The organism is Ruegeria sp. BB7 (genome assembly GCF_056539365.1).
Genome location: NZ_JBQFUV010000002.1, coordinates 184,826 through 209,385, shown reverse-complemented (window position 1 = coordinate 209,385; position 24,560 = coordinate 184,826). Strand labels below are relative to the sequence as shown.

The window sequence follows — 24,560 nt, the reverse complement described above, 5'->3', positions numbered from 1 at the left end:
AAATATCCCGTCGCACTGGTTCCGACAAGTAAAGTTACGGCTATCGGACGCGAGGAAACGACGCAGGCCGGTGCCAGCGTTTCCGATATTATACCACATTCCCTTCAAAGCGCACTGGACGCCGCTGGTGGCGCTGATAGGGTTCCGGCAAATCTTAAGAAGCAGGAGTACCCTATGTCGCTGGACGCTGTTCTGAACCGTATTGACGACGATCTGCAAACCTCGATCGACCGCCTGATGGAACTGCTGCGCATTCCGTCGATTTCCACCGACCCGGCCTACAACGCGCAGGTGGATCAGGCCGCCGATTGGCTGGTGGCCGATTTGCAAAGCATTGGCATCGCAGCGGAAAAGCGTGAAACAACCGGCCACCCGATGGTTGTCGGCCATGTCGGAGAAGATAGCGACGCACCTCATGTCCTGTTCTACGGACACTATGACGTGCAACCTGTCGACCCTCTGGATTTGTGGAACCGCGACCCCTTCGACCCGGCCATCGAAGACACCGAGAACGGCCCGGTCATTCGGGGCCGAGGGTCTTCGGATGACAAAGGGCAACTGATGACCTTTGTCGAAGCCTGCCGGGCGTGGAAAGCGGTAAAGGGCACCCTGCCCTGCCGCATCACCTTTTTCTTCGAAGGCGAAGAGGAATCGGGCTCTCCGTCCCTTGTGCCATTCCTGCGCGAAAACGCGGCCGAATTGAAAGCGGACCTGGCATTGGTCTGCGACACCTCGATGGTGTCGCGCGGTGTGCCGTCCATTGCATCGCAGCTGCGTGGCATGCTTAAGGATGAATTCACGGTCACCGGCCCCCGGATCGATCTACACTCGGGCCATTACGGCGGCCCCGGCCTGAACCCGCTGCGCGAATTGTCCAAGATCGTCGCCTCGTTCTATGACGACGAAACCGGGCGCGTCGCGGTGGAAGGCTTCTATGAAGGTGTCCACGAAGTGCCTGCCGATCAGCTACGCCAATGGGAAGGCTGCGGGTTCAACGAGGCCGAATATTTGAACTCGGTCGGATACTCGCAACCCCATGGCGAAAAAGGATATTCGACGCTGGAACAGCAATGGGCGCGCCCAACGATCGAGGTCAACGGCCTTTGGGGTGGCTACAATGGCGCTGGGTCGAAAACGGTTATCCCGTCACAAGCCCACTGCAAGATCACCTGCCGCCTGGTCGGAGATATGGACCCCGACGCTCTGCGCACCAAGATCCGCAAACATGTGGAACGGCGCCTGTCGCCCGACGCCAAGGTCGAATGGGACAACGATCTGGAGGGATCTCCGGCTTCGGTCATGAACCTCGACCGCCCCGAATTCGAGGCTGCACGCGGTGCTCTTTCCGATGAATGGGGGCGCGAGGCTGTCTTCACCGGTATGGGCGGTTCGATCCCGGTTGTGGGCTACTTCATCACCGAACTCGGACTGGATTCGATGCTGGTCGGTTTTGCCAATGATGACGACGCCATCCATTCACCGAATGAGAAATACGACGTGAAAAGCTTTCACAAAGGCATCCGGTCTTGGGCCCGCATTCTGGATGCGTTGAGCCGATAAGCTTTATGCGAGGCTCTGCCTCGCGCTCCGGGATATTTTCCGCCAGATGAAGTACGGATCCCATGCTTCATCTGGCCATAAATATCCCGGGGGAGTCGCCCAAAGGGCGGTGGGGGCAGAGCCCCCTACCCTAGCTCTGATCACATATGGATGACTTTACCATAAGCATCCAAAACGCTTTCATGCATCATTTCTGACAGCGTTGGATGCGGGAAGACCGTGTTCATCAGGTCTTCTTCCGTTGTCTCCAATTGGCGACCAACCACATAGCCCTGAATCAATTCAGTCACCTCGGCGCCGATCATATGCGCGCCCAGCAACTCGCCTGTTTTGGCATCGAAAACCGTCTTGATCAGACCTTCAGGCTCACCCAGCGCGATGGCTTTGCCGTTGCCAATGAAGGGGAAGCGGCCCACCTTGATGTCATAGCCCAGTTCCTTGGCTTTCGCCTCAGAGTACCCGACCGAGGCCACCTGTGGCTGGCAATAGGTGCAGCCCGCGATGCTTTCTGGTTTGACCGGATGCGCGTGCTTGCCTGCAATCAGTTCGGCGACCATGACCCCTTCATGGCTCGCTTTGTGGGCCAGCCACGGCGCGCCGGCGATGTCGCCGATGGCATAGAGACCTTCAACACCGGTGCGGCAGAATTCATCAGTGACTACGTGGGTCCTGTCGATTTTGACGCCCAAGGCTTCAAGCCCCAGGTTTTCGACATTACCCACGATGCCAACCGCCGAGATCACAGTGTCAAAGTCATGCTTCTCGACCTTGCCCTTCACCTCGATATGCGCGGTGACTTTACCTTTGGCGCGGTCCAACTGTTTGACCATCGCTTTTTCCATGATGGTCATGCCCTGCTTCGTGAAGGCCTTCTTTGCCAAGGCACTGATTTCGGCATCTTCGACCGGCAGCACGCGGTCCATGACCTCGACTACGGTCGTATCGGCACCCAGCGTGTTGTAAAAGCTTGCAAATTCGATACCAATCGCGCCCGAGCCAATGACCAGGAGCTTCTTGGGCATCCGCGGCGGTTGCAGCGCGTGCTTGTAAGTCCAGACCAGATCGCCATCGGCCTCAAGCCCTGGCAGTTCGCGCGCGCGTGCGCCCGTGGCAAGAACGATATTCTTGGCCGTCAGCTCCTCGGTGCCTTTGTCCGTCTTGACCGAGACCTTACCCTTGGCGGGGATCGTGGCCTCTCCCATCACAACGGTGACTTTGTTTTTCTTCAGCAGGTGACCGATACCACCCGAAAGCTGCGCTGCAACGCCGCGCGAGCGCTTTACAACAGCGTCCAGATCATAGCCGATCTTGTCCGCCTTAAGGCCAAAGTCCTTGGCACGCTCCATCAGGTGGAACACTTCTGACGAGCGCAAGAGAGCTTTGGTCGGAATACACCCCCAATTCAGGCAGATACCGCCCAGATGCTCGCGTTCAACTACGGCAGTTTTCAGACCCAGCTGAGCGGCGCGAATAGCAGCCACATATCCGCCCGGACCGGCGCCGATTACGATCAGATCAAAAGATTGTGCAGCCATTTTCCCTCTCGGCACAGGTCGTGTAAAAATTAGTTTACCATTAAACTAAATTTCACAACGCATCAATATGGTCAGCCCGCGACAAAAGCGACGACGGGTCAACAACAGCAAATTAGGCAGAATTAAGCCTATACCGGGCATACATCAAAGGCTAGAACCAAGTTACCGAGCCCACCCGCTCTTTCCCAAACACAAGTCATTTGAAAGGGTTATCATGGCCAATACACTTAAGGATCTGTTTCTTGCCCTGTTGAACGCCACTCTTATTCTGGTTGCTCTCTGTTTGTTTCTGGGGTGGAAGCTGGCGTCGACTGTGGAAGGTATCACCACTTCCTTTGCGGAAAAGGTTCAGATCGTCTCGCCACTAAAGGAAGAAATTCGAGGTGTTCGGGGTGAGTTGACGGCTCTGCGCAGCGATCTTTCCAGCATTCAAGCGAACGGCGGCCTCACCGACAGCGCCACAGCAGGGCGAGTTTTTGCTGCGCTGGCTAAGCTGGATCAACTGGAGCAAAAGATGCAGGATACTCAAAACCGCATTTCCGAGATCACGGAGTCTCCTGACGCGCTAATAAACAGTGCAATTGAAAAAACGGCCGACGAGATTGCCGACCGCATAATCGCAATCAGGGGGTGCGAGCCGTCTACTTAACCGGCAGCCTGCAGCTCGCGAACAGTGGCGCCGTAACCACCCATATTCACATAGGTTACTTCGTTCTCGGTCATCGGACGCTCAAGCGCCTCGTTCCGATAGGGGAAGCGGCCAAACTTGCGGATCACTTCGCGATGCGCCCGTGCATGCAACAGGTTACTTTGATCACTGCCTGTCATGTTCTGGCACATCAGACGCACACAGCGTTCCTGATCACACAGATTTTCCGAATGCATCATCGGCAGGTAAAAGAACTGCCGGGCAGGTTCGTCAATCTTCAGATCCCAACCCTTGTCCACCGCACACTTTGCGACCGAAAGTGCCGCCCTGTCAGAAGCGAAAGCCTTAGCACTGCCACGAAACATATTACGCGGAAATTGATCCATTAGGATGATGTAAGCAAGTGCGCCGCTAGGATAGGTCATCCAAAGGGAAAACTTTCCTTCACTCGCGGCCTCCCAGGTTGTCAAAAACCTTTCGCGAATTTCGGCATCCAAGGCATCATCTTGTAGATACCATCCCTTGGGACCAATCTCATCTAACCAAAAACTCAATACTTCTTCAGGACTTACCATTGCCCTAAACTCCGTCGTGTTGCCCTCCCCAGGCACGTAGGAGTATTAAATGCTGTTTTACAGATTTGTTACAGTAAAAAATTGCAACATTGGCGACATAATCGTGTGTCTTAGGCAACATCTTGCGATTCCTGCTCGGCTTCGGCGGCTTCGATGGCCACTTCCTGCGCAACTTCGAAGGCAACCGGAGAGGCCGTTGGATAGACCGGAGACATGGTACCCGTCTCATCGATCGGGATCGCGGCGCGCTGTGTCATACGGTAGAGCGCATAGACAGCCATCGTGACCAACAGAGCGGCGATGAACAGAAAGAAGCCCGGCGGACCGAAGATGGCATCTCCCATAAGCCAACCGGTGATGAGTGGCCCTGCAATGGCGCCAAGCCCGTTAATGAACAACAGCCCGCCCGAAGCAGCAGCCATGTCTTCGTGGTCGAGAAAGTCGTTCGCGTGCGCGATCAGTAGCGAATAAAGCGGGTTTGACATGCCACCGATAAAAAAGGCCGCGCCCAAGAGGACCGGGAAAGTGACCCCAAACAGCATACCCACCACAGCAGCGCAAGCTCCCACCCCGGCAACCAGCATGATCAGAAAGCGGCGATCCATGCGATCTGACATCCAGCCCAACGGGTATTGCAGCACCAAGGCGCCGATATAGAAAGTTGCGATAAAGGTCGAAATCTCAACCAGCGTCAGGTCCGCGCGCGCTCCATAAACCGAAGCCATGCCGAACTGCGCAGAGAATACGCCGCCCAGAAGGAACATACCTACGCAGCCAAGCGGAGAGCTATTGAACAATTCGCGCAAGGTCATCGGTTTTGTTGTGTCAAACGCGGGCGTTGGCGAGATCGACAGCAAAATTGGCGCAAAAGAAACTGAAACCAGAATGGACGCGATAACGAAGGTATCGAATCCAGCCGGGTCGCCTAACAGCACCAGTCCCTGAGCGCTGATAATCCCTGTCATTTGGAAGATCATATAAAGCGACAGGGCCTGTCCGCGGTTCTCGTTACTGGCTGCATTATTGAGCCAGCTTTCCGCGGTGACGTACACGCCGGAAAAGCAGAATCCTATCAAGACGCGCCCCAAAATCCAGACAACCGGGTTGGTCATCAATGGGTACATGATCATAACGGCTGAAATGAACGAAGCCAGTGCAGCAAACACCCGGACATGTCCGACACGCCGGATCATCTCGGGTGCCAGGCGTGAACCGCCCAGAAAACCCATAAAATAGGCCGACATTACGAGCGACATCTCTAGGGTCGAAAAGCCCTCGATCTCACCCCGAACACCTAGGATCGTACCCTGAAGGCCGTTACCGACCATAAGCAGGCCCATACCGAGAAGAAGAGCCCACGCGCTGGATAGGACCTGAATCATTGGGGCCTCCGTAAAATGCCGACCTGAACTATGGATTCGTTTTGATATGGAAAACGGCTCTGGTCATGCTTGTCTACGACAATGACATAGAACGATCCCGACAACGCGCCTTTTATGGGATCAAAAGCGACGCATCACCGTAAGAAAAGAACCGATATTTCCGTTCAATCGCATGCGCATATACTTCGCGCATCCGACCCTGTCCCATCAGGGCCGAAACCAGCATCAGCAAGGTGGATTTCGGCAGGTGAAAATTGGTCATCAAGGCGTCGGTCACGTGGAATTCGAAACCCGAATAGATGAAGATATCTGTGTCACCTTCCCACGGTTCGATCTGTCCAGAGCGCGCCGCACTTTCGATCAGGCGCAAAGCTGTTGTTCCGACCGGGATGACCCGTCCGCCTGCGGCCTTGGTCGCTCGAATTTCTTCGGCTGCGGTAGCACTGACCCGCCCCCACTCGGCGTGCATCTTGTGAGTGGTCACATCTTCGACCTTGACCGGTAGGAACGTACCCGCACCAACATGCAGGGTCACATGGCTGAGCGTTACCCCGCGCGCCGAAAGCGCCTGCATAAGCGCATCGTCGAAATGCAACGAGGCCGTCGGGGCCGCGACTGCGCCAGAGTTACGCGCCCAAATGGTCTGATAATCCGTCTTGTCTTGCTCGTCCGCCGGGCGTTTCGCAGCAATATAGGGTGGCAAAGGCATCGCGCCTGCCTGCTCAAGCGCCGCGTCGAAATCGTCGCCCGTAAGGTTGAACCGCAGATAGGCCTGTCCATCTTCAATCCGGTCCAGCGTAGCACCGAGATCGTCAGAGAATACGATCGTTTCGCCAATCTTGACCTTTTTCAAAGGCTTGATCAGCGAGCTCCATGTGCCGTCGGCCTGCGGCTCCAACAATGTTGCTTCAATCGCAGCGGCCACCGGCCCTTGGGCGCTGTCGCGGTGCCGACGCCCGCTCAGACGCGCCGGGATCACACGGGTATCATTCAACACCAGCCGGTCACCGGGTTGCAGCCAATCGGGCAGATCAAACACATGCGCGTCGGACAACGCGTCACCATTGGCCACCAGCAGTCGAGCCGACGACCGCGGGCTCGCGGGCCGTGTGGCAATCAGGTCTTCGGGCAAGTGGAAATCAAAATCGCTGAGTTTCATGGCCGCGCCATACAGCGCCTTGGCAGATTCGGCCACAGCACGTTTACCGGTTCGATTTAGGTGCGCCGAAGGTTCGTGTGGGTTCATCCGGCTTGATGGGCTGCGCGTTGGGGCCATCAGACACCGTAGGCGCTGGGGCTCTTAGCAGGTTGCGCAAGAACAACGGTGCAAGGCCGGACAACGGGTTCACTGAAACTTTCGGCTGCTTCAGCGGGCCGGTCAGGGTGTAGTTGAACCCGATGACGCCTTCGCCTTTCTTAGTAAAGACACTGCCAATTGCATTCACCAGATAGATCGGGGAAATGGCACCCCGCAGGTTCAGCATTCCGGCGACCGTGTCGATGGTGCCATCGAAGGAAAGCCCCATGGACGGGCCAACCGCGCTGCCGCTGAGAACCTTGATAACGGTCGGGGTTATGCGCATCCGGCTTTCGATCGTAGAGAAAAAGATGCCCTGCCCTGTCATTTCATCCAACAGACCTACAAGACTGATAGCGTCCAGCAAGGCTGCCATGGCTGGGGCGTCTGTGATGCGGGTATTGGTGATCTTCACGTTGACGTCGTAATTACCCGGACCGGCCACTGGTTCCAATTGCAGGTTCAACGCCCCTCCCCGCGCCTGAGTGATCAGGCCCGCCGACCGCAAGACCTCTCCCGCATCGCCCGACGTCAGCGTCACCGCGCTGCGGCCCGAACGCGGAGAGACCTGCCCGCGAACGGCGGCACCGCCATTGACGCTGGCCGTAAAGGCACCATTGACGCCTCCTGTAGTTTGGAATGCTCCTTTGAACCCAGTCAACGCAATGGTTTCAGTCACTTGTAGGCGATCCAGCGTCACGTCCATCCGAGGCCCCGTGCCAGAGCCCCCACCGCCACTACCACTACCAAAGGTTGCGCGGCCCAGATTCATTACTCCGCCCAACACACGAATATCAGGCACAGCCCGTCCGGTATTGACCAGTTCGGCAGGAACTGCCAGCCAGTCACCTAGATCGAATGAACTAAAAAGCACACGGTCGAAATTCCCCTCGTTGAACGAAATTGACGCAGAGGTTCGTAATCCAGCCGCATCCAACCGGAGCTCATCCACGCGCAAGGCGTCGCCCAATGTTGCGTCAACCGTCATTGTTCCGGTTGTTCCCGCTGCCTTGCTCCAACCGAGTTCAGGGATAGCCAGAACGACTCCCGCAAGGTCGGATTTTGCCGTAAGCTTGGGTGGCCCGCCTGCACCAATGCCCAGCGCAATATCTGCCGTGCCTTTACCCGTCAGCATCCCTTGCGGCAGGCCAGCCTTCAGTTCAGCCATAAGACGGGGCGACAGTTCAATCTGTCCTGTCAGCTCACTGCGCTGGGGTTCACGACCTCCTATCGGCTGCCGCCAACTTGCCCGAAGCGGGACATCACCGAAATTTCCTTGGCCTTCGACCTCAACCTCTGTCTGGTCACCCTCAAGCGTCAACCTGTCGGCACTGACCGAGAAACCCGGCACAAGCCTGTCACTTTGAACGTTGTCAATTTCGCCAAGGAAGTGGAACTGAGTCTCCTCAAACTTCAGCCCCTTTTTCATCGGCAGAGCCAGTGTTCCCGACAGGGCCACCTGCCCGTTCGCCACATCAACCGGCAAATTCGCCTTCGCCAACAATTGCAGCGGAGGTCGGTCGAGCAGAGACATGGCCGCAGTTACACTGCCCTTGGCCGTAATCCGGGTGATCGACGGGGACACGCCTTTGATGCTGGTATCGGGGATGATGAACGACGTACCAGAGGCGTCAATTGCGCCACCCTGATCGGCGACAACATGGCCCGATTCTGCCGTGGCCGTGAAACGTTGACCAATCAAGCTGGCCTGGCCTTGTGCATTTTCGATTGGTGGCAGGGTCTTGGCGAACCTGATCTTGGCTTTGTCGAAACCAAAATCCAGATAGATATCGGGTTTGGCACGCGGCTTTAGGCGCAACGCAAAATCAATATCTGAAAACTCTCCCTCAAACAGGTTTTCCGCCACCCATTTCCGCGGCTTCGAGGCCAGTCGTTCAGGCCAGTAATTCAGCAGATGGTCTGCGTTCATACTGTCTAAATGCGCATCCAATTGCGCGGACCACCCAGTTGCTTCACCAAGCAACGTACCCGAGGCCAATAGACGGTAATTTGAATCTTCAACCATCACTTGCCCCAAATGAAGCTCGAACGGGGCAAGTTTCATTTGAAAATCCAGATTGGCACGTGCCAGATCCAGCGGTTCGGGGAACAAATTTGCAGGATTGATGTTAATATTGTTGAGGCTCAGCTGAGAGGTCAGGCTATCCAGCACACCGTCTTCGATACCATGCAAAAACGCCTTACCTTCAGCCTGAAAGGCGCCCCAAGCCGAAACCACTGATATCTCATTGAATTCCAGCACCTGATAGCTGGGCTTATAGGTGAAATAAGTGCTGGCTGACTCAAAGGGGATCGGGCGCGTTTCCTGTGTCGGTTGAACCACCCCCGAACCAAGATTCAGCGTGGCAAATAGCGGGCCAAGCGTCGTGTCGTCATTGACACTGCCCCTTAATGCCCCGGAAATCGGAGCCTTGAGAACCTGCATCCACGACAGCGCGACACTCTGATTGGCGATATCTTCAGCAGGCAAGTCGGTGATCGAAACACCGAACTCGGCCTGAGGTGTACCCAATACACTGGTGTAGTTGGCCTCGATCGTGCTGGCGTAGTCACGCCCGGTCAGTACGGAAAATCCAGTGGCCAGCCGCATCTCATCACCACTGCGATCTATTCTTATGTGGCCGCCATCAAAAACCCAGGCCCTGCCAAGTCGCAGGTCCTGATAATCAAGCGTCAAGGATTCCAACTCTACCGACCGCAATCCCGACAGGATGGGCGACAAAAATACGTCGTCGGAATGTTCGATCAGTTGCGCCAAATCCGGCGCCTTTTGCACCGGGGCGCTGCCCGCCCCAACCGTTAGCGTCAGCGCACCATCCAGTCCACGGGTCAAAGCGAATTGCGCATCGCGTAGGAGAATACGCCGTGGCCGAATTTTCCCCCGCAGCAATCCACGCATGGATAGCCGGGTCTGCAGTTCCGAGACCTGAGCAATCTGCTGCCCCGCTGCGTCACTGATCGTAACGTCCATCAGCTGCAATCGGGGGCGCCAGTCTTCATTTACAATAAAGCTGGCGTCACCAAACCGGAATTGCAGGCCACCAAGGCTTTGCTCAAGACGATGCTCAACCCTCTTTCGCAGCCATTCGGGCGCATGCACGTTCTGACCGAACAAAAAGAACCAGCCTGCAAACACCAGCAGACCTAGGGATAATATCGTCCACCCGGAAAAATGCGCAGCTTTGCGACGGCGCGAGCGACGACGACGCGGAGGTTCCTCCGGCTGGGTCGCACTTTTTTCCTCGTGCTGCGCCAATTTTCGATCCACGCCTTCCAACCCGCTCATGCCGCCCTATGATGACGGGCAGCCCTATAAAGCTTCAGCGGAGTTTCCAATGCCCGACGTTTCAGACATCGCCCCTGATTTCACTTTGCCACGCGACGGAGATGGTGAGGTCACCCTGTCAGACCTGCGCGGTGGCATCGTGGTTCTGTTCTTCTATCCCCGTGATGATACGCCGGGCTGCACCAAGGAATCCATCGGTTTCTCGGAACAACTTCAAGACTTTGCCGATGCAGGCGCTCAAGTATTCGGCATCTCGCGCGACAGTGTGGCCAAACACGATAAATTCGTCGCCAAGCACAACCTGACAACGCCGCTGCTGTCGGACGAAAACTCGACTGTTTGTGAGGATTACGGCGTATGGGTGGAAAAAAACATGTACGGGCGTAAGTCGATGGGGATCCAACGCTCGACCTTCATCATCAACGGCGACGGCAAGATTGCCAAGGTCTGGCGCAAGGTCAAAGTGCCCGGTCATGTGGAAGAGGTGCTTGAGGCCGTGCTCGCCTTGTGACCCTCTCGACCACGGGCACCATCCGGTCTAAGACCCGCGCAATCATTTAGGCGGAGAAACCTGGTGTCCAAAACGCTAACCCAGATGGCGACCGAAGTACTGACCACGGCGAATGGGCGGGAAAAGACCGCCCTTTCAAAACGGCATGCCGCTGCGTGGTTTGCATCCCGCAAGGGTGAAGGGCCTGAAATAGAGGTCGGCAACGCATCTCCTCCGCTGCAACCTTCGCGCCCCGAACGGCCTGAACTGTTATCTCCGCGCGAAGTTCCAAAACGGAAACCCGGAACCGAAGCGGGGCGGATCGCCCTGTTGCATGCCGTCGCGCATATTGAATTGAACGCGGTGGATTTGCATTGGGATATTATAGCGCGCTTTGGTCACGTGCCGATGCCGATCGGGTTCTATGACGATTGGGTCAAATGCGCCGAAGAAGAGTCGCGTCACTTCGAAATGGTCTGCGATTGTCTGGAAGCCATGGGCAGCCACTATGGCGCCCTGCCTGCCCATGCTGGAATGTGGCGTGCGGCTGAAGACACGGCCGAGGACCTGATGGGCCGTCTGGCCGTGGTGCCCATGGTGCTTGAGGCGCGCGGGTTGGACGTAACGCCGGGGATGATCGACATATTCCGAAAAGCCAAGGAAGAACAGGTCATCACAGCGCTGGAGGTCATTTACGCCGAAGAAGTCGGCCATGTCGCATATGGTTCAAAATGGTTCCACTTTTTGTGTGGCCGCGAGAATGCCGACCCCAAGGATGTATTCCACCAATTGGTCCGGCGGTATTTCCACGGCGTTCTGAAACCACCCTTCAACGAGGAAAAACGCGCCGAAGCCGGATTGCCACCCGATTTTTACTGGCCCCTGACCGAAGACCTGCCGCCGCCGGGCACCCCGCAATAAACGCGCTCAACTTGACGTTATCGGCAAATTCTCGCCGAGAATTGGCGGGAAAAAGTAGGTTTTATGTGTGAACTAGTTAACAAACTTGCCCAATTAGCATGCGCCCTCTATGCAGTGCGCCCAAGGGATGGCGATCACTCACGACCGATCCCGATATCTTGGGGATGAGAGGTATAGGCGCGTGCGAACCCGTCTGGCAATAAAACTACACTCACTGCTTGAACGGCATTTCCCGGAGCGCCGGGTTTTTCTGAAATCTGACAACGATACGCGTTTCATCCGGCTCAGCTCGGAAACGCAGGTGGCTGCTGTGGCCGGGGTTGCAGTGATTATTGGCTGGACGGCTGTTTCCACAGCGATCCTACTGATGGACAGTATCGGATCGGGCAACTTCCGCGAGCAGGCCAAACGGGATCAGGCGACGTATCAGGAACGCCTGAATATTCTGTCGGCTGAACGCGATGCGCGCGCTCAGGAAGCGCTGGCCGCGCAAGACAGGTTCAACGCGGCATTGGAACAGATTTCAGCGATGCAATCGGAACTTCTGGCCTCGGAGAACCGCCGCCGCGAGCTGGAGACGGGTATCGAGGTGATTCAAACCACCTTGCGCGCCACCATGAAGCAGCGTGAAGAGGCCCGCACCGAATTGGCAGGCATGCAGGGTGAAACAACTGACGGCGACGTGTACGTGACCGCTGCGGCCGATCCCGAGCAGATGAATTTCATGACCGAGGCTCTGACCCGGACTGCCGCTCAACGCGACCAGATCGCCTCTGACGCACAGGATGCACTGGCACAACGTGACGAGCTTGAGCTGGAAATCCGGCTGTTGCAGGAACGCAGCGACGAGATCTTCCGCCAATTGGAAGAGGCGATGGTGATCTCAGTCGAGCCACTGGACAAGATGTTCCGCCAGGCCGGAATGCCTACTGACCGTATTATTGAAGAGGTCCGCCGCGGTTACAGCGGTATGGGCGGGCCCCTGACACCCATCTCTTTCAGCACGCGCGGTGAGGACCTGACCCCCGACGAAATCCGCGCCAATGTACTGCTGCAGCAGATGGATCAGTTGAACCTATACCGCATTGCTGCCGAAAAGGCCCCCTTTGCCAGCCCGGTGCGTGACGTTGTCCGTTTTACCAGCGGCTTCGGCACGCGCCGGGATCCCAAGACCGGCGGCCGACGCATGCATAACGGCGCCGATTTCGCAGGCGCCCACGGCACCGACATCTATGCAACTGCAGACGGTGTAGTGACGCATGCAGGGTGGCAATCCGGTTTTGGCAGGCTGGTAAAAATCAAACACGCCTTTGGTGTTGAGACACTTTACGCTCATAACACCAAGATCCGGGTCAAGGTTGGCCAAAGGGTCTCGCGCGGGGATCATATTGCTGATATGGGTAGCACCGGACGGTCTACCGGCACGCATCTGCATTATGAAGTTCGCGTCGACGGTGTCCCTAAAAATCCAATGACTTACATCAAGGCTGCGAGAAATGTTTTCTAAGAGCAAAATAAACGAGCCCGCGTCGACGACACCCGAGACGGCAAAACCCGCCGCTCCGGCGACTCCTGCGGCCCCGGCACCATCGGAAAGCAAGGCCAGCACCGCGCCCAAGCCCAAGCCTCCGGCATCGGTTCTGTCCTCGGATCTGCACATCACAGGCAATCTGAAGACCACCGGCGACATTCAGGTTGAAGGCACTGTAGAAGGCGACATCCGTGCGCACCTGCTGACCATCGGTGAAACCGCCACAATCAAGGGCGAAGTTACCGCAGATGACGTCGTGATCAACGGTCGCATCGTGGGCCGCGTGCGTGGTCTGAAAGTGCGCCTGACTTCGACCGCACGCGTCGAAGGTGACATCATTCACAAGACCATCGCCATCGAAAGCGGTGCGCATTTCGAAGGTTCGGTGCAGCGTCAGGACGATCCGCTGAACCCGGGCCGCAGCGCCAAAGCCGGCGCCAACCCGGCGGCCGAGGTCAAGCAGTAACGCTGACCTGATATCCGAATGCATAAACGCCGCGGGTCACCCTGCGGCGTTTTTCTTTTACTCTTGCCGATGGGACCGGTCGGTATAGGGTTCTGACATGCTGATCTTTTTCTCGATCCTCCTGCTGATCGCGGGCTTTTTTCTGTACCGCTACTGGTCCAAGTCACAGGCGCGGCAAGAGTTGCTGGCCACGCCCCTGACCGACCACCAGCGCAACGTGATCGAACAACAGGTGCCACTGATCCGCCGCCTGCCCCCTGACCTGCGCGCCAAGCTGGACGGCAAGGTGAACCTGTTTCTGAACCAGGTGCAGTTCCACGGCTGCGACGGGTTGGAAGTCACAGAGGAGATGGAGTTGGCCATCGCAGCGCAGGCCAGCCTGCTGCTGGTGAACAGTGACCTCTGGTATGATCATCTGACAACGATCCTCATCTACCCCAATGCCTTCAAGTCGCGCCAGCGCCGGCAGGATGGCTATGTCATCAGCGAGAAGGAAATCGTGCGCACCGGCGAAAGCTGGGATCGCGGGCCAGTGATTCTGTCATGGAGGCACAGTAAACAAGGAGCGGCGAACGACCATGACGGGCAGAATGTCGTTCTGCACGAGTTTGCGCATCAGGTCGATGACCTTTCCGGCGGCACCAACGGCGTTCCGATTCTGAGCGACGGGCAGAGCTTTGCCGAATGGGAGCGCGTCTTTCTGACTGCTTACGACGCCCATGTGAAAGCCGTCGAACAGGGCCAGCACACCGTTATTGATCCCTATGGTGCAGTAGGCCATGAAGAGTTTTTCGCTGTCTCGGTCGAGGTGTTTTTTGAACAACCAAAACAGCTGAAATCTGCCGTGCCTGAAGTGTACGAGCAATTGTCAGAGTTGTTTCGGCTGGATCCAGTCAACTGGCGTTAGCTGCGCCCCGAAAATCCAGCGTTTCACTCCTTAATAAGACACATAGAATTTCCCCGCGCCCCGCCGTTTCACAAAATGTAATTTTTGAATTATTCTTAAATCAGTGTTTTCAGGAGGGTTTTTCATGTCATCAAAACTAATGGCCGAGTTTTTCGGCACGTTCTGGCTGGTGCTGGGCGGCTGCGGCAGCGCAGTTCTGGCCGCAGGAGTTGCCGATGTGGGCATTGGTTGGCTGGGTGTTTCCTTTGCCTTCGGCCTGACAGTTCTAACCATGGCTTATGCGGTCGGACATATCTCGGGCGGGCATTTCAACCCGGCGGTAAGTCTCGGCCTGATGATCGGCGGTAGGTTTCCGGCAAAAGACCTGATCCCCTATTGGATCGCGCAGGTGATCGGCGCAATTGCCGCCGCGGTTGTTCTGTACCTGATCGTCAGCGGCGCGCCCGGTTTCGAAGGCGTCGGCGGATTCGCTTCGAACGGCTACGGAGAAGCCTCGCCCGAAGGCTATTCGATGATGTCCGCCTTGGTGATCGAAATCGTGATGACCGCGTTCTTCATCATTGTCATTCTTGGCGCAACATCCAACTTTGCACCTGACGGGTTCGCTCCGATTGCCATTGGCCTATGCCTGACTCTGATTCACCTGATTTCGATTCCGGTGACCAACACATCGGTCAACCCGGCGCGGTCCACAGGTGTGGCCCTGTTTGCAGATGCTCCGGCCCTTGGTCAGCTCTGGCTGTTCTGGGTCGCCCCACTCATCGGCGCGGCCATAGGCGCGCTGATCTGGATGGCCATGGGTGACGACTGAAACTAAATAAGCCCCGAAGCATTTTCGCATCGGGGCTTACTATTTACTCTGTCACAGTGACTTTTTTCATCACGTCCGGCTGTCCTATGACGGCTCCGTTCGGGCCATCGCCTCGCTTGATGGCATCCACCACATCCATGCCTTCAGTAACCTGACCGACGACAGTGTACTGGCCATTCAGGAAGGGACCAGGTTCAAACATGATGAAGAACTGCGAATTCGCGCTGTCGGGGTCCTGTGCCCGCGCCATGCCTACAACACCGCGGTCATAGTTGTAGTCCGAGAACTCAGCCGGCAGATCGGGTCGGTTCGACCCTCCGGTTCCGGCACGGCGCATGTCGCCACCGATGCGGCCAAACTCGACATCTCCGGTCTGCGCCATGAAGCCGTCGATCACACGGTGGAAAACTACCCCGTCATATTTGCCTTCAGCGGCCAGAGTGCTGATCTGCTCGACATGTTTCGGGGCGAGATCTTCGAACAGGTCGACGGTGACGGTGCCGTTGGCACCCTCGCCTTCGATCTCGATCTGAAGCCCGGTGGCCAGCGCCGGGCTGGCCAACAGGGCGAAAGCGGTAGCCAGCTTATACATCGGCCGCCACCTTCACGCTGATCATGCGATCCGGGTTCGCAGGCGGCTCACCGCGGGTGATGGCGTCCACATGCTCCATACCTTCGATCACGCGACCGTAAACGGTGTACTGGCCGTTCAGGAAGTGGTTGTCTTTGAAGTTGATAAAGAACTGCGAGTTGGCCGAGTCAGGGTTCTGCGAACGCGCCGCGCCCAGTGTGCCGCGATCATGGGGCAGCTTCGAGAACTCTGCGGGAACATTCGGCAGCGACGAGCCGCCGGTGCCTGCCATGCGAATGTTGAACCCGTCTTCCATGTCGCCGTGCTGCACGTCGCCGGTCTGGGCCATAAAGCCGTCAATCACCCGGTGAAAAGCCACGTTGTCATATTCACCGCCACGCGCCAGCTCTTTCATCCGTGCGCTATGCTGTGGCGCCACGTCGGGCAGCAGTTCGATTACGACTTTACCGTCTTTCAGCTCGACGATGATTGTGTTTTCGGGATCCTTGATCTCGGCCATGAGGCCCTCCTGTCATTTAGTCTTGCGCAAATACCTATTCGCCATGCGCATGAATGCCAAGTGACGCATTGACCTGAAGGCAAAATGCAGGAAAAGAACCGCCTAAACCGATTGAAACAATCTGAGGATAGCGCGATGGGCTGGAAAACGCTTGACGACATGGACCTGAATGGCAAACGCGTACTGGTGCGTGTCGATATCAATGTGCCAATCGTTGATGGGGTTGTCACCGACGCAACCCGGATTCAGCGCATCGTTCCAACAGTCAAAGATATTCTGGCTGCCGGGGGTAAACCTATCCTGCTGGCCCATTTCGGACGCCCAGGCGGTGAGCGTCGCGAGAATCTGTCGCTGAAACAACTGATCCCCACGCTTGAAGCCGCCTTTGGCACCGAAGTTCTATTTGCCGCCGATTGCGTCGGAACCGAAGCTGATCTGGCCGCCCACGCCCTGAAACCCGGTCAGGTGCTGTTGCTGGAAAACACCCGGTTTCATGCAGCCGAAACCAAGAACGACGCTGATCTGGCGGCAGGTATGGCCAAATTGGGTGACGTATACTGCAATGACGCATTCTCAGCCGCGCACCGTGCGCACAGCTCGACCGAGGCCATAGCTCGCTTGCTGCCCGCCTGTGCCGGTCGCCTGATGCAGGCAGAGCTTGAGGCGCTGGAAGGTTCACTGAGTGCACCAAAACGCCCGGTAACGGCCGTTGTAGGAGGTGCAAAAGTATCAACCAAGCTAGAGCTGCTGGGTAACTTGATCAACAAAGTAGACTATCTGGTAATCGGCGGCGGCATGGCCAACACCTTCCTGGTGGCAAAAGGCCTGAATGTCGGTAAATCGCTGGCCGAGCGCATCATGAAAGATACAGCAGCCGAAATCCTGGCCAAGGCGGAAAGCGCGGGCTGCACTATCGTGCTGCCCACCGATATCGTGGTTTCGGACAAGTTCGAGGCAAACGCCCCCCATCAGGTTTTGCCCGCCGACCAATGCACCGAAAGCGGCATGATCTTGGACGCCGGACCGGAAAGCGTTGCAGCCATCACTGACATTTTCGCCAAAAGCCAAACCTTGATCTGGAATGGCCCGCTGGGCGCTTTCGAAATCGAACCTTTCGATGCGGCCACCAATGCTGCAGCGTTGAAAGCTGCCACGTTGACACGTTCTGGCCAGCTAACCTCGGTCGCAGGCGGCGGCGACACGGTCGCGGCGCTGAATGCATCCGGGGCAGCCAAGGACTTTTCCTACATCTCGACCGCAGGCGGCGCGTTCCTTGAATGGATGGAAGGCAAAGCCCTGCCCGGTGTCGCCGCGTTGGAGGGCTAGTGCGCGCCACCTGGCCTCATGCCCGCGCTGATATCCATTCTGAGCCCCAAGTTTTCCGCAGCACAATACAGTTGCGGAGGGCAAACACAGCTCGAAACCAATTTTCTGCACCACATAAAATTGGAAATCGCGAGCCGCGCACTCCATCCCATAACAAACTTTAAAAAGTGCGAATCAAGGGATTCACAAGCCGAATCACCTGTGACATAGTGCGGTCAGATGCTCGCAAAGGGCACGTTATTGAGGCAGTTCATACGGCGGTAAACAGAGTGTCCCGTTCCCATCGGCCCGGTTTGGGCGCAGTCGTTTTCTTCATGGTGGCGTTTATGCTGGGTGTGTATTTCACCTTTGCCGCTGTGCAGGGCGACTACGGCCTGTTCCGACGGGTCGAGATTGCAGCGGAACGGGACGCCCTGTCACGTGATCTGGCCAAGCTTGAGGCCGAGATTGCCGAGATGGAAAACCTGACCCGACGTCTGTCTGACACTTATCTGGATCTCGATCTGCTGGATCAGCAGGCGCGCTCGGTTCTGGGCATGATCCGCTCGGATGAGATTGTTATTCGGTAACCCCCAAGCGTTAAAATGCTTCGCGGTTTGATGTATCAGGCTAACCAAATAGTTTTTGCATCTATTCGAAAGGGTCTACTGGCATGACGAACAAACCCGACGACGATTTTTTCGACCGGGCTGACGCCGTAATCAATTTGGCCAACACCCACCTGGAACACGTTGAACGAGGAAAAGTCAGCGCATCGCTTCTTTACGCCGCCGCGAGATTTAGCTCGTGGGTCAGCGCCTGTGGTTTCGATGACAGCGCCGACATGAAAGACCATAAGGACGAAACGATCGAATACTTTGTACAGGAGTATCGAAAGATGCTGACTGAGAACCTGGACGACTACATCGATAATTTTGAAGACTATATGCGCTAGCTATTGCTTTTGACCACTTGGAACGCAGGCAATCCGCCGACCAATAACCCTGCGTCACATTTGCTCTCGCCAGAAAGCCGGAAATGCTTTATGAGATAGTTTAACGCTAAACTATCTGTCCGGAAGGGGGAGATCGCCACGATGGCTGCGCGAAAAACCACAAAGAAACCAAATGTTTCTGCGGAAGAGCTTACAACTTACTACCGCGAAATGCTTTTGATCCGCCGATTCGAAGAAAAGGCAGGCCAATTGTACGGCATGGGTCTGATCGGTGGGTTCTGCCACCTGTACATCGGACAGGAAGCCGTCGTTGTGGGCCTGGAAGCCGCAGCCAAAGAAGGTGACAAGCGGATCACCTCTTATCGGGACCACGGGCATATGCTGGCCTGCGGTATGGATCCGGGCGGCGTGATGGCCGAATTGACCGGGCGTGAGGGCGGCCTGTCCAAAGGTAAGGGCGGCTCGATGCATATGTTCTCGAAAGAGAAGCATTTCTACGGTGGCCACGGTATCGTGGGCGCGCAGGTGCCTCTGGGTGCCGGTCTGGCATTCGCGGACAAGTACAAGGGAAATGGCGGCGTAACCTTCACCTATTTCGGGGACGGTGCCGCGAACCAGGGTCAAGTCTATGAGGCCTTCAATATGGCCGCGCTCTGGGATCTTCCAGTGGTGTTCGTGATCGAAAACAACCAGTACGCCATGGGAACCTCGCAAGAACGCTCGACCTCGACCAAAGACATCTATGTGCGTGGCGAAGCCTTCGGCATCCCGGGCGAGATCGTCAATGGCATGGATGTACTTGCGGTCAAAGAGGCCGGTGAAAAGGCCGTTGCGCACTGCCGCGCGGGTAAGGGCCCCTACATTCTTGAGATCAAGACTTACCGCTATCGCGGCCACTCGATGTCCGACCCGGCCAAATACCGCACCCGCGAAGAGGTTCAGAAGGTTCGCGAACAAAGCGATCCGATCGAACACGTCCGCGAGTTACTGCTGAGCGGCAAACACGCATCCGAGGATGACCTGAAAGCGATCGACAAGGAAATCAAAGAGATCGTCAATCAGGCCGCTGAATTCTCGAAAGAAAGCCCTGAGCCTTCCGTCGAAGAGCTCTGGACCGATATTTACGCCTGAGAGGACGATTAAGACATGGCAACCGAAATTCTCATGCCCGCCCTTTCACCCACCATGGAAGAGGGAACGCTGGCCAAATGGCTGGTCAAGGAAGGCGACACTGTAAACTCGGGCGACATCATGGCCGAGATCGAAACCGACAAGGCCACGATGGAGTTCGAAGCTGTCGATGAAGGTATCGTCGGCAAAATCCTGATCGCGGAAGGTACCGAGGCGGTCAAGGTTAACACCCCCATAGCTATTCTTGTGGAAGAAGGCGAAGACGCCTCGGCCCTGCCCGCGGCAGCGCCTGCTGCCGCAGCGGATACCGAAGCCGCCCCTGCGGCGGTTGAGGCACCCGCTCCTGTCGCCGCTGCCCCTGCCGCGCCGGTAGTGGACTTGTCTCCTGATTGGCCTGCCGACGCGAAAATGAAATCTGAAACCGTGCGTGAAGCTCTGCGTGACGCCATGGCCGAAGAAATGCGCAGCGACGAAGATGTCTATTTGATGGGCGAGGAAGTTGCTGAGTATCAGGGCGCTTACAAGATTTCCCAAGGTCTGTTGGATGAATTCGGATCGAAACGCGTGATCGACACCCCGATCACCGAACACGGATTTGCCGGTATCGCGGTAGGTTCTGCCTTTGGTGGGCTGAAACCGATTGTCGAATTCATGACCTTCAACTTCGCCATGCAGGCGATTGACCACATCATCAACTCTGCAGCCAAGACGCTTTATATGTCCGGCGGTCAGATGGGCTGCCCCATCGTGTTCCGTGGTCCGAATGGTGCTGCCGCTCGCGTGGCCGCACAGCACAGTCAGGATTACGCCGCATGGTATATGCAGATTCCCGGCCTGAAAGTCGTCATGCCTTACTCGGCCGCCGACGCCAAGGGTTTGCTGAAATCGGCCATCCGCGACCCCAACCCGGTGATATTCCTGGAAAACGAAATCCTCTACGGTCGCTCTTTTGATGTGCCGCAGGTGGATGATCTGACCGTCCCGCTGGGCAAGGCCCGCATCTGGCGTGAAGGTTCGGACGTGACCATCGTCAGCTTTGGCATCGGCATGCAATACGCACTCGAAGCCGCTGATAAGCTGGCCGAGGACGGTATCAGCGCCGAAGTGATCGACCTGCGCACCATCCGCCCGATGGATACTGGCGCGATCATCAACTCGGTGATGAAAACCAACCGTCTGGTCACAGTAGAAGAAGGCTGGCCGCAGGGTTCGGTTGGCAGCTACATCTCATCGGTCGTGATGCAGGAAGCGTTCGATTACCTCGACGCACCGGTCATCAACTGCACCGGCAAGGATGTTCCGATGCCCTATGCCGCAAACCTAGAAAAGCTGGCTCTGATCACCACGGATGAGGTGATCGCCGCCGTCAAACAAGTGACCTACCGGTAAGGAGCGACACAGATGCCTACAGAAATTCTGATGCCCGCCCTGTCTCCGACCATGGAGGAAGGCACGCTTGCCAAATGGCTGGTCAAGGAAGGCGACACCGTCTCGTCTGGCGACCTGCTGGCCGAAATCGAAACCGACAAGGCCACGATGGAGTTTGAGGCCGTTGACGAAGGCACCATTGGCAAAATCCTGATCCCCGAAGGCTCTGAAGGGGTCAAGGTGAACACCGCCATCGCGGTTCTGCTGGAAGATGGCGAAAGCGCCGATGATATCGCGGCCACGCCTGCTGCAACTCCAGCAGCTGCACCTGCAGCCGCGGCCAACGAGGCTGCCGCGCCCGCGGCACCCGAGGCGCCCGCCCCTGCTCCGGCGGCTCCGGCCAAGGCGGATGGTGGTCGTATCTTCGCATCACCCCTGGCCCGGCGCATCGCCGCGCAGAAGGGGCTTGATCTGGCGCAGATCGCAGGCTCTGGTCCGCATGGCCGCATCGTCAAGGCAGATGTTGAAAGCGCCACGGCGGCTCCGAAAGCCGCAGCTTCGGCCCCTGCTGCCGCAGCGGCCCCCGCAGCAGCGCCTGCCGCTGCACCTGCCGGTCCTTCCGCAGATGCCGTGGCACGCATGTATGAAGGTCGCGAATACGAGGAAATCAAACTCGACGGTATGCGCAAGACTATTGCGGCACGTCTGGGTGAAGCCAAACAGACCATCCCGCATTTCTATCTGCGTCGCGACATCAAGCTGGACGCGCTGCTGAAGTTCCGCAGCCAGCTAAACAAGCAATTGGAAGGCCGTGGCGTCAAGCTCAGCGTCAACGACTTCATCATCAAAGCGGTCGCGAATGCACTGCAACAGGTTCCCGAGTGCAACGCAGTCTGGGCGGGCGACCGGGTACTGCAACTGAAACCCTCGGACGTGGCCGTCGCGGTTGCAATTGAAGGTGGCCTGTTCACGCCAGTTCTTCAGGATGCGGACATGAAGTCACTGTCTGCCTTGTCGACCGAGATGAAAGACCTCGCGGGCCGTGCGCGCGAGCGTAAGCTGGCCCCACATGAATATCAGGGTGGGACATTTGCCATCTCGAATCTGGGTATGTTCGGCATCGACAATTTCGACGCCATCGTGAACCCGCCCCATGCCGGCATTCTGGCCGTAGGCTCTGGTGTGAAGAAACCGGTTGTTGGCGGTGACGGAGAGCTGACCGTAGCTACGGTTATGTCAGTGACCATGTCGGTTGACCACCGGGTGATTGACGGTGCTCTTGGCGCTGAACTGCTGAAGGCCATCGTCGACAATCTGGAAAACCCGATGGTAATGCTCGCCTGAGTATCGTGTTAAATCGAATGCCCCGCCAGTCCTTGAAACGGCGGGGCATTTTCGTTTGCCCATGATGTGAGCAAGCGTGAACACCAGAGCCATTGCTCCTGCATACCGAAAACATCAATTTCATTGCACAGGTTCCTGACTCAACAGGTGTGCAATGACCCTTGTAAATTCAGCTAAAACTCTTCTGGTGCTGGTACTACTAGCGACAGCTCTGCCATCAGAGCCTGCCGCGAAACCCAACGGCTATCCGGGCGAAAACTCAAAGTTCAATTCATCCGATCCCGCAGTGGTTGCCAAACAAAAAGCGGAACGGGAAGAAAGGATCGAACTGCGGAAGAAACGTCGGGAAGAGCGGCGGCTCAAGCGGTTGAACAAAAAGAACAACCGCTCGAACTGATTTCGTTTGGGAAAGATTGGACTACTGGTCCTTACCCAACATGTGGTCCATCGAGATCGCCGGCTGATCACAGCCTGCCGCACCCACGATCTTAGCAGGAATACCGGCCACAGTCTTGCACGCCGGAACCTCCTGTAAAACAACCGAACCCGCCGCGATGCGGCTGCAATTGCCCACTTTGATATTGCCCAGCACTTTGGCCCCGGCACCGATCAGCACACCGTTGCCGATGGTCGGATGGCGTTGCTCTTCTTCCTTTCCCGTGCCGCCCAGGGTCACGGAATGCAGCATCGAGACATTGTCGCCCACGACAGCAGTTTCACCGATCACGATGGAATGCGCATGGTCGATCATGATACCCTTGCCGATCTTCGCGGCCGGATGGATGTCGATCCCGAAAATCTCGGACGAACGCATCTGGAAGAAATACGCCAGATCGTGACGCCCCTTCATCCAAAGCCAATGGGCCACGCGATAAGCCTGCATCGCCTGATAGCCTTTGAAATACAGAATTGGCTGCAACAGGCGGTGGCAGGCCGGGTCGCGTTCGTAAACGGCCATCAGGTCAGCGCGCGCCGCCTCAATCAGAGAGGGGTCGGCATCATAGGCTTCGTCCACAATTTCACGCAGAACCATCATCGACATCTCGTTAGAGCACAGCTTGGCTGAAACCCTGTAAGACAGCGCGCGTTCTAAGCTGCGGTGGTGCAGAATACAGGCGTGAACCAGGCCTCCCATCAACGGTTCGTCCTCAACCGCCGCTTGAGCTTCGGTCGTGATACGGTTCCAAACAGGATCGACAGGTGTAACCTGACTGCGCTTTTCCAACATGGTGTTTATTCCTTTGCTGCGCCTAGAATGCCATTTAGTTGCAAAAAGGCCAAACGCAAACCCGTGATCAGCAGGATAACGAAAATGAATGAAACTGAACTGGCCGGTTTTAAATCAAGGATAGAGGCGCGACTGGCCGATTTGGCAGAGCATTCGGCGTCAGAGAAGGAAGCCCAATCCATCGTCGAGTTAGACCAGCAGGCTGTCGGTCGCCTAAGCCGGGTGGACGCTTTGCAGAATCAGGCGATGGCCAAGGCGCAGCAGGCAAATCGGGATATTGAAACACACAGGTTGCAGACTGCGTTGGCCCGCATTCAGGACGGTGAATTCGGCTATTGCGAAGACTGCGGAGACGAAATTCCCGAAGGCCGGTTGCGAATTGATCTCGCCACCACCAAGTGTGTCAACTGCGCATCAGGTTGATCTGAAATCGGATTAACTGGCGCAGAGCCATTTCGAAACAAAGGCAGTATTGCAGGTCATCAAAATTTGGTTCGTCTACCAACTTTCTGTTCCGAGCGGCCGCCATCAGCGATCCATTGCCGAATATGGGGTGAAGTTTCCCCGTCTGGCTAACATGTTTGTCGGCCAGTTCGGCCTCTTCGATCATACGAGAACAAAGACGGTCCCGTTCGGTCGGCGGCGCGGCCAATAAAGCCCGCGCCGCTGCACTGATATCACCGTGAAGGACGGGACGCATGAACCCG

General features: G+C 56.7%; 25 protein-coding genes. 16 read left to right on the top strand and 9 right to left on the bottom strand.

All coding sequences use genetic code 11. From position 1 onward, the window contains the following. Positions 1 to 174 precede the first annotated feature (174 nt). Entirely contained in the window at positions 175 to 1,560 is a 1,386-nt protein-coding gene (locus tag ACR0D7_RS06115; protein ID WP_480678183.1) for a M20/M25/M40 family metallo-hydrolase, read from the top strand. A gap of 140 nt (positions 1,561 to 1,700) precedes the next feature. On the opposite strand, the gene lpdA is transcribed toward ACR0D7_RS06115, so the two are convergent. Further along, a complete protein-coding gene (lpdA, locus tag ACR0D7_RS06110) occupies positions 1,701 to 3,095 on the bottom strand; it encodes a dihydrolipoyl dehydrogenase (protein ID WP_480678182.1) in 1,395 nt (464 codons plus the stop codon). A 214-nt stretch (positions 3,096 to 3,309) separates the two neighbouring features. Here lpdA and ACR0D7_RS06105 point away from each other — a divergent pair, with 214 nt between their 5' ends. After that, positions 3,310 to 3,744, top strand: a complete 435-nt coding sequence (locus ACR0D7_RS06105) for a hypothetical protein (RefSeq protein ID WP_480678181.1) — start codon at positions 3,310 to 3,312, stop codon at positions 3,742 to 3,744. Here ACR0D7_RS06105 and ACR0D7_RS06100 read toward each other — a convergent pair. From ACR0D7_RS06100 to ACR0D7_RS06085, 4 genes are all read right to left on the bottom strand, one after another. Next, complete coding sequence (locus ACR0D7_RS06100) at positions 3,741 to 4,319, bottom strand: DUF924 family protein (protein WP_480678180.1); 579 nt, start codon at positions 4,317 to 4,319, stop codon at positions 3,741 to 3,743. The genes ACR0D7_RS06105 and ACR0D7_RS06100 overlap by 4 nt on opposite strands. A 110-nt stretch (positions 4,320 to 4,429) precedes the next feature. Next, on the bottom strand, positions 4,430 to 5,701 hold the full coding sequence (locus ACR0D7_RS06095; RefSeq protein ID WP_480678179.1) for an MFS transporter: 1,272 nt from the start codon (positions 5,699 to 5,701) through the stop codon (positions 4,430 to 4,432). Between the two features lie 112 nt (positions 5,702 to 5,813). Next, positions 5,814 to 6,860, bottom strand: a complete 1,047-nt coding sequence (gene queA / locus ACR0D7_RS06090) for a tRNA preQ1(34) S-adenosylmethionine ribosyltransferase-isomerase QueA (protein ID WP_480678537.1) — start codon at positions 6,858 to 6,860, stop codon at positions 5,814 to 5,816. Positions 6,861 to 6,903: 43 nt separating this feature from the next. Continuing rightward, entirely contained in the window at positions 6,904 to 10,305 is a 3,402-nt protein-coding gene (locus tag ACR0D7_RS06085; protein ID WP_480678178.1) for a YhdP family protein, read from the bottom strand. Positions 10,306 to 10,354: 49 nt separating this feature from the next. On the opposite strand from ACR0D7_RS06085, the gene ACR0D7_RS06080 reads away from it, so the two are divergent. From ACR0D7_RS06080 to aqpZ, 6 genes are all read left to right on the top strand, one after another. Next, complete coding sequence (locus tag ACR0D7_RS06080; RefSeq protein WP_480678177.1) at positions 10,355 to 10,816, top strand: peroxiredoxin; 462 nt, start codon at positions 10,355 to 10,357, stop codon at positions 10,814 to 10,816. 84 nt (positions 10,817 to 10,900) lie between these two features. After that, a complete protein-coding gene (locus tag ACR0D7_RS06075) occupies positions 10,901 to 11,716 on the top strand; it encodes a ferritin-like domain-containing protein (RefSeq protein ID WP_480678536.1) in 816 nt (271 codons plus the stop codon). Between the two features lie 181 nt (positions 11,717 to 11,897). Beyond that, the gene (locus ACR0D7_RS06070) at positions 11,898 to 13,223 is read left to right on the top strand and encodes a DUF5930 domain-containing protein (RefSeq protein ID WP_480678176.1); all 1,326 of its coding nucleotides are present in this window, start codon (positions 11,898 to 11,900) and stop codon (positions 13,221 to 13,223) included. Beyond that, complete coding sequence (locus ACR0D7_RS06065; RefSeq protein WP_480678175.1) at positions 13,213 to 13,713, top strand: bactofilin family protein; 501 nt, start codon at positions 13,213 to 13,215, stop codon at positions 13,711 to 13,713. Before ACR0D7_RS06070 ends, ACR0D7_RS06065 begins: the two co-directional genes overlap by 11 nt. Positions 13,714 to 13,810: 97 nt before the next feature. Continuing rightward, on the top strand, positions 13,811 to 14,620 hold the full coding sequence (locus ACR0D7_RS06060) for a M90 family metallopeptidase (protein ID WP_480678174.1): 810 nt from the start codon (positions 13,811 to 13,813) through the stop codon (positions 14,618 to 14,620). 124 nt (positions 14,621 to 14,744) lie between these two features. After that, on the top strand, positions 14,745 to 15,431 hold the full coding sequence (aqpZ, locus tag ACR0D7_RS06055; protein ID WP_480678173.1) for an aquaporin Z: 687 nt from the start codon (positions 14,745 to 14,747) through the stop codon (positions 15,429 to 15,431). A 43-nt stretch (positions 15,432 to 15,474) separates the two neighbouring features. On the opposite strand, the gene ACR0D7_RS06050 is transcribed toward aqpZ, so the two are convergent. Together ACR0D7_RS06050 and ACR0D7_RS06045 are read right to left on the bottom strand one after the other, a co-directional pair. Then, positions 15,475 to 16,023, bottom strand: coding sequence for a peptidylprolyl isomerase (locus ACR0D7_RS06050; protein WP_480678172.1), 549 nt, complete (start codon positions 16,021 to 16,023; stop codon positions 15,475 to 15,477). Continuing rightward, positions 16,016 to 16,522 carry a peptidylprolyl isomerase gene (locus ACR0D7_RS06045; protein ID WP_170572265.1) on the bottom strand — a complete coding sequence of 169 codons (507 nt, stop codon included), beginning with the start codon at positions 16,520 to 16,522 and terminating at the stop codon, positions 16,016 to 16,018. The genes ACR0D7_RS06050 and ACR0D7_RS06045 overlap by 8 nt, the downstream gene beginning before the upstream one ends. A 135-nt stretch (positions 16,523 to 16,657) precedes the next feature. Here ACR0D7_RS06045 and ACR0D7_RS06040 point away from each other — a divergent pair, with 135 nt between their 5' ends. From ACR0D7_RS06040 to ACR0D7_RS06010, 7 genes are all read left to right on the top strand, one after another. Then, positions 16,658 to 17,848: a phosphoglycerate kinase gene (locus ACR0D7_RS06040; protein ID WP_480678171.1), complete on the top strand. Its 1,191-nt coding sequence runs from the start codon at positions 16,658 to 16,660 to the stop codon at positions 17,846 to 17,848. A 269-nt stretch (positions 17,849 to 18,117) separates the two neighbouring features. Then, positions 18,118 to 18,417, top strand: a complete 300-nt coding sequence (locus ACR0D7_RS06035) for an FtsB family cell division protein (protein ID WP_068331927.1) — start codon at positions 18,118 to 18,120, stop codon at positions 18,415 to 18,417. A gap of 83 nt (positions 18,418 to 18,500) precedes the next feature. Next, positions 18,501 to 18,782 carry a DUF3144 domain-containing protein gene (locus tag ACR0D7_RS06030; RefSeq protein ID WP_480678170.1) on the top strand — a complete coding sequence of 94 codons (282 nt, stop codon included), beginning with the start codon at positions 18,501 to 18,503 and terminating at the stop codon, positions 18,780 to 18,782. 141 nt (positions 18,783 to 18,923) lie between these two features. Then, positions 18,924 to 19,913, top strand: a complete 990-nt coding sequence (pdhA, locus tag ACR0D7_RS06025) for a pyruvate dehydrogenase (acetyl-transferring) E1 component subunit alpha (protein WP_170382804.1) — start codon at positions 18,924 to 18,926, stop codon at positions 19,911 to 19,913. A gap of 15 nt (positions 19,914 to 19,928) precedes the next feature. Beyond that, the gene (locus ACR0D7_RS06020; RefSeq protein ID WP_170382802.1) at positions 19,929 to 21,302 is read left to right on the top strand and encodes a pyruvate dehydrogenase complex E1 component subunit beta; all 1,374 of its coding nucleotides are present in this window, start codon (positions 19,929 to 19,931) and stop codon (positions 21,300 to 21,302) included. Between the two features lie 12 nt (positions 21,303 to 21,314). Then, complete coding sequence (locus ACR0D7_RS06015) at positions 21,315 to 22,625, top strand: pyruvate dehydrogenase complex dihydrolipoamide acetyltransferase (RefSeq protein ID WP_480678169.1); 1,311 nt, start codon at positions 21,315 to 21,317, stop codon at positions 22,623 to 22,625. Positions 22,626 to 22,779: 154 nt separating this feature from the next. Beyond that, entirely contained in the window at positions 22,780 to 23,022 is a 243-nt protein-coding gene (locus tag ACR0D7_RS06010) for a hypothetical protein (protein WP_480678168.1), read from the top strand. A gap of 21 nt (positions 23,023 to 23,043) precedes the next feature. On the opposite strand, the gene cysE is transcribed toward ACR0D7_RS06010, so the two are convergent. After that, a complete protein-coding gene (gene cysE, locus ACR0D7_RS06005; protein WP_170572273.1) occupies positions 23,044 to 23,853 on the bottom strand; it encodes a serine O-acetyltransferase in 810 nt (269 codons plus the stop codon). Between the two features lie 84 nt (positions 23,854 to 23,937). On the opposite strand from cysE, the gene ACR0D7_RS06000 reads away from it, so the two are divergent. After that, positions 23,938 to 24,276, top strand: a complete 339-nt coding sequence (locus tag ACR0D7_RS06000) for a TraR/DksA family transcriptional regulator (RefSeq protein WP_480678167.1) — start codon at positions 23,938 to 23,940, stop codon at positions 24,274 to 24,276. Here ACR0D7_RS06000 and ACR0D7_RS05995 read toward each other — a convergent pair. After that, entirely contained in the window at positions 24,257 to 24,553 is a 297-nt protein-coding gene (locus tag ACR0D7_RS05995; RefSeq protein ID WP_480678166.1) for a DUF7742 family protein, read from the bottom strand. The genes ACR0D7_RS06000 and ACR0D7_RS05995 overlap by 20 nt on opposite strands. Positions 24,554 to 24,560: the final 7 nt, after the last annotated feature.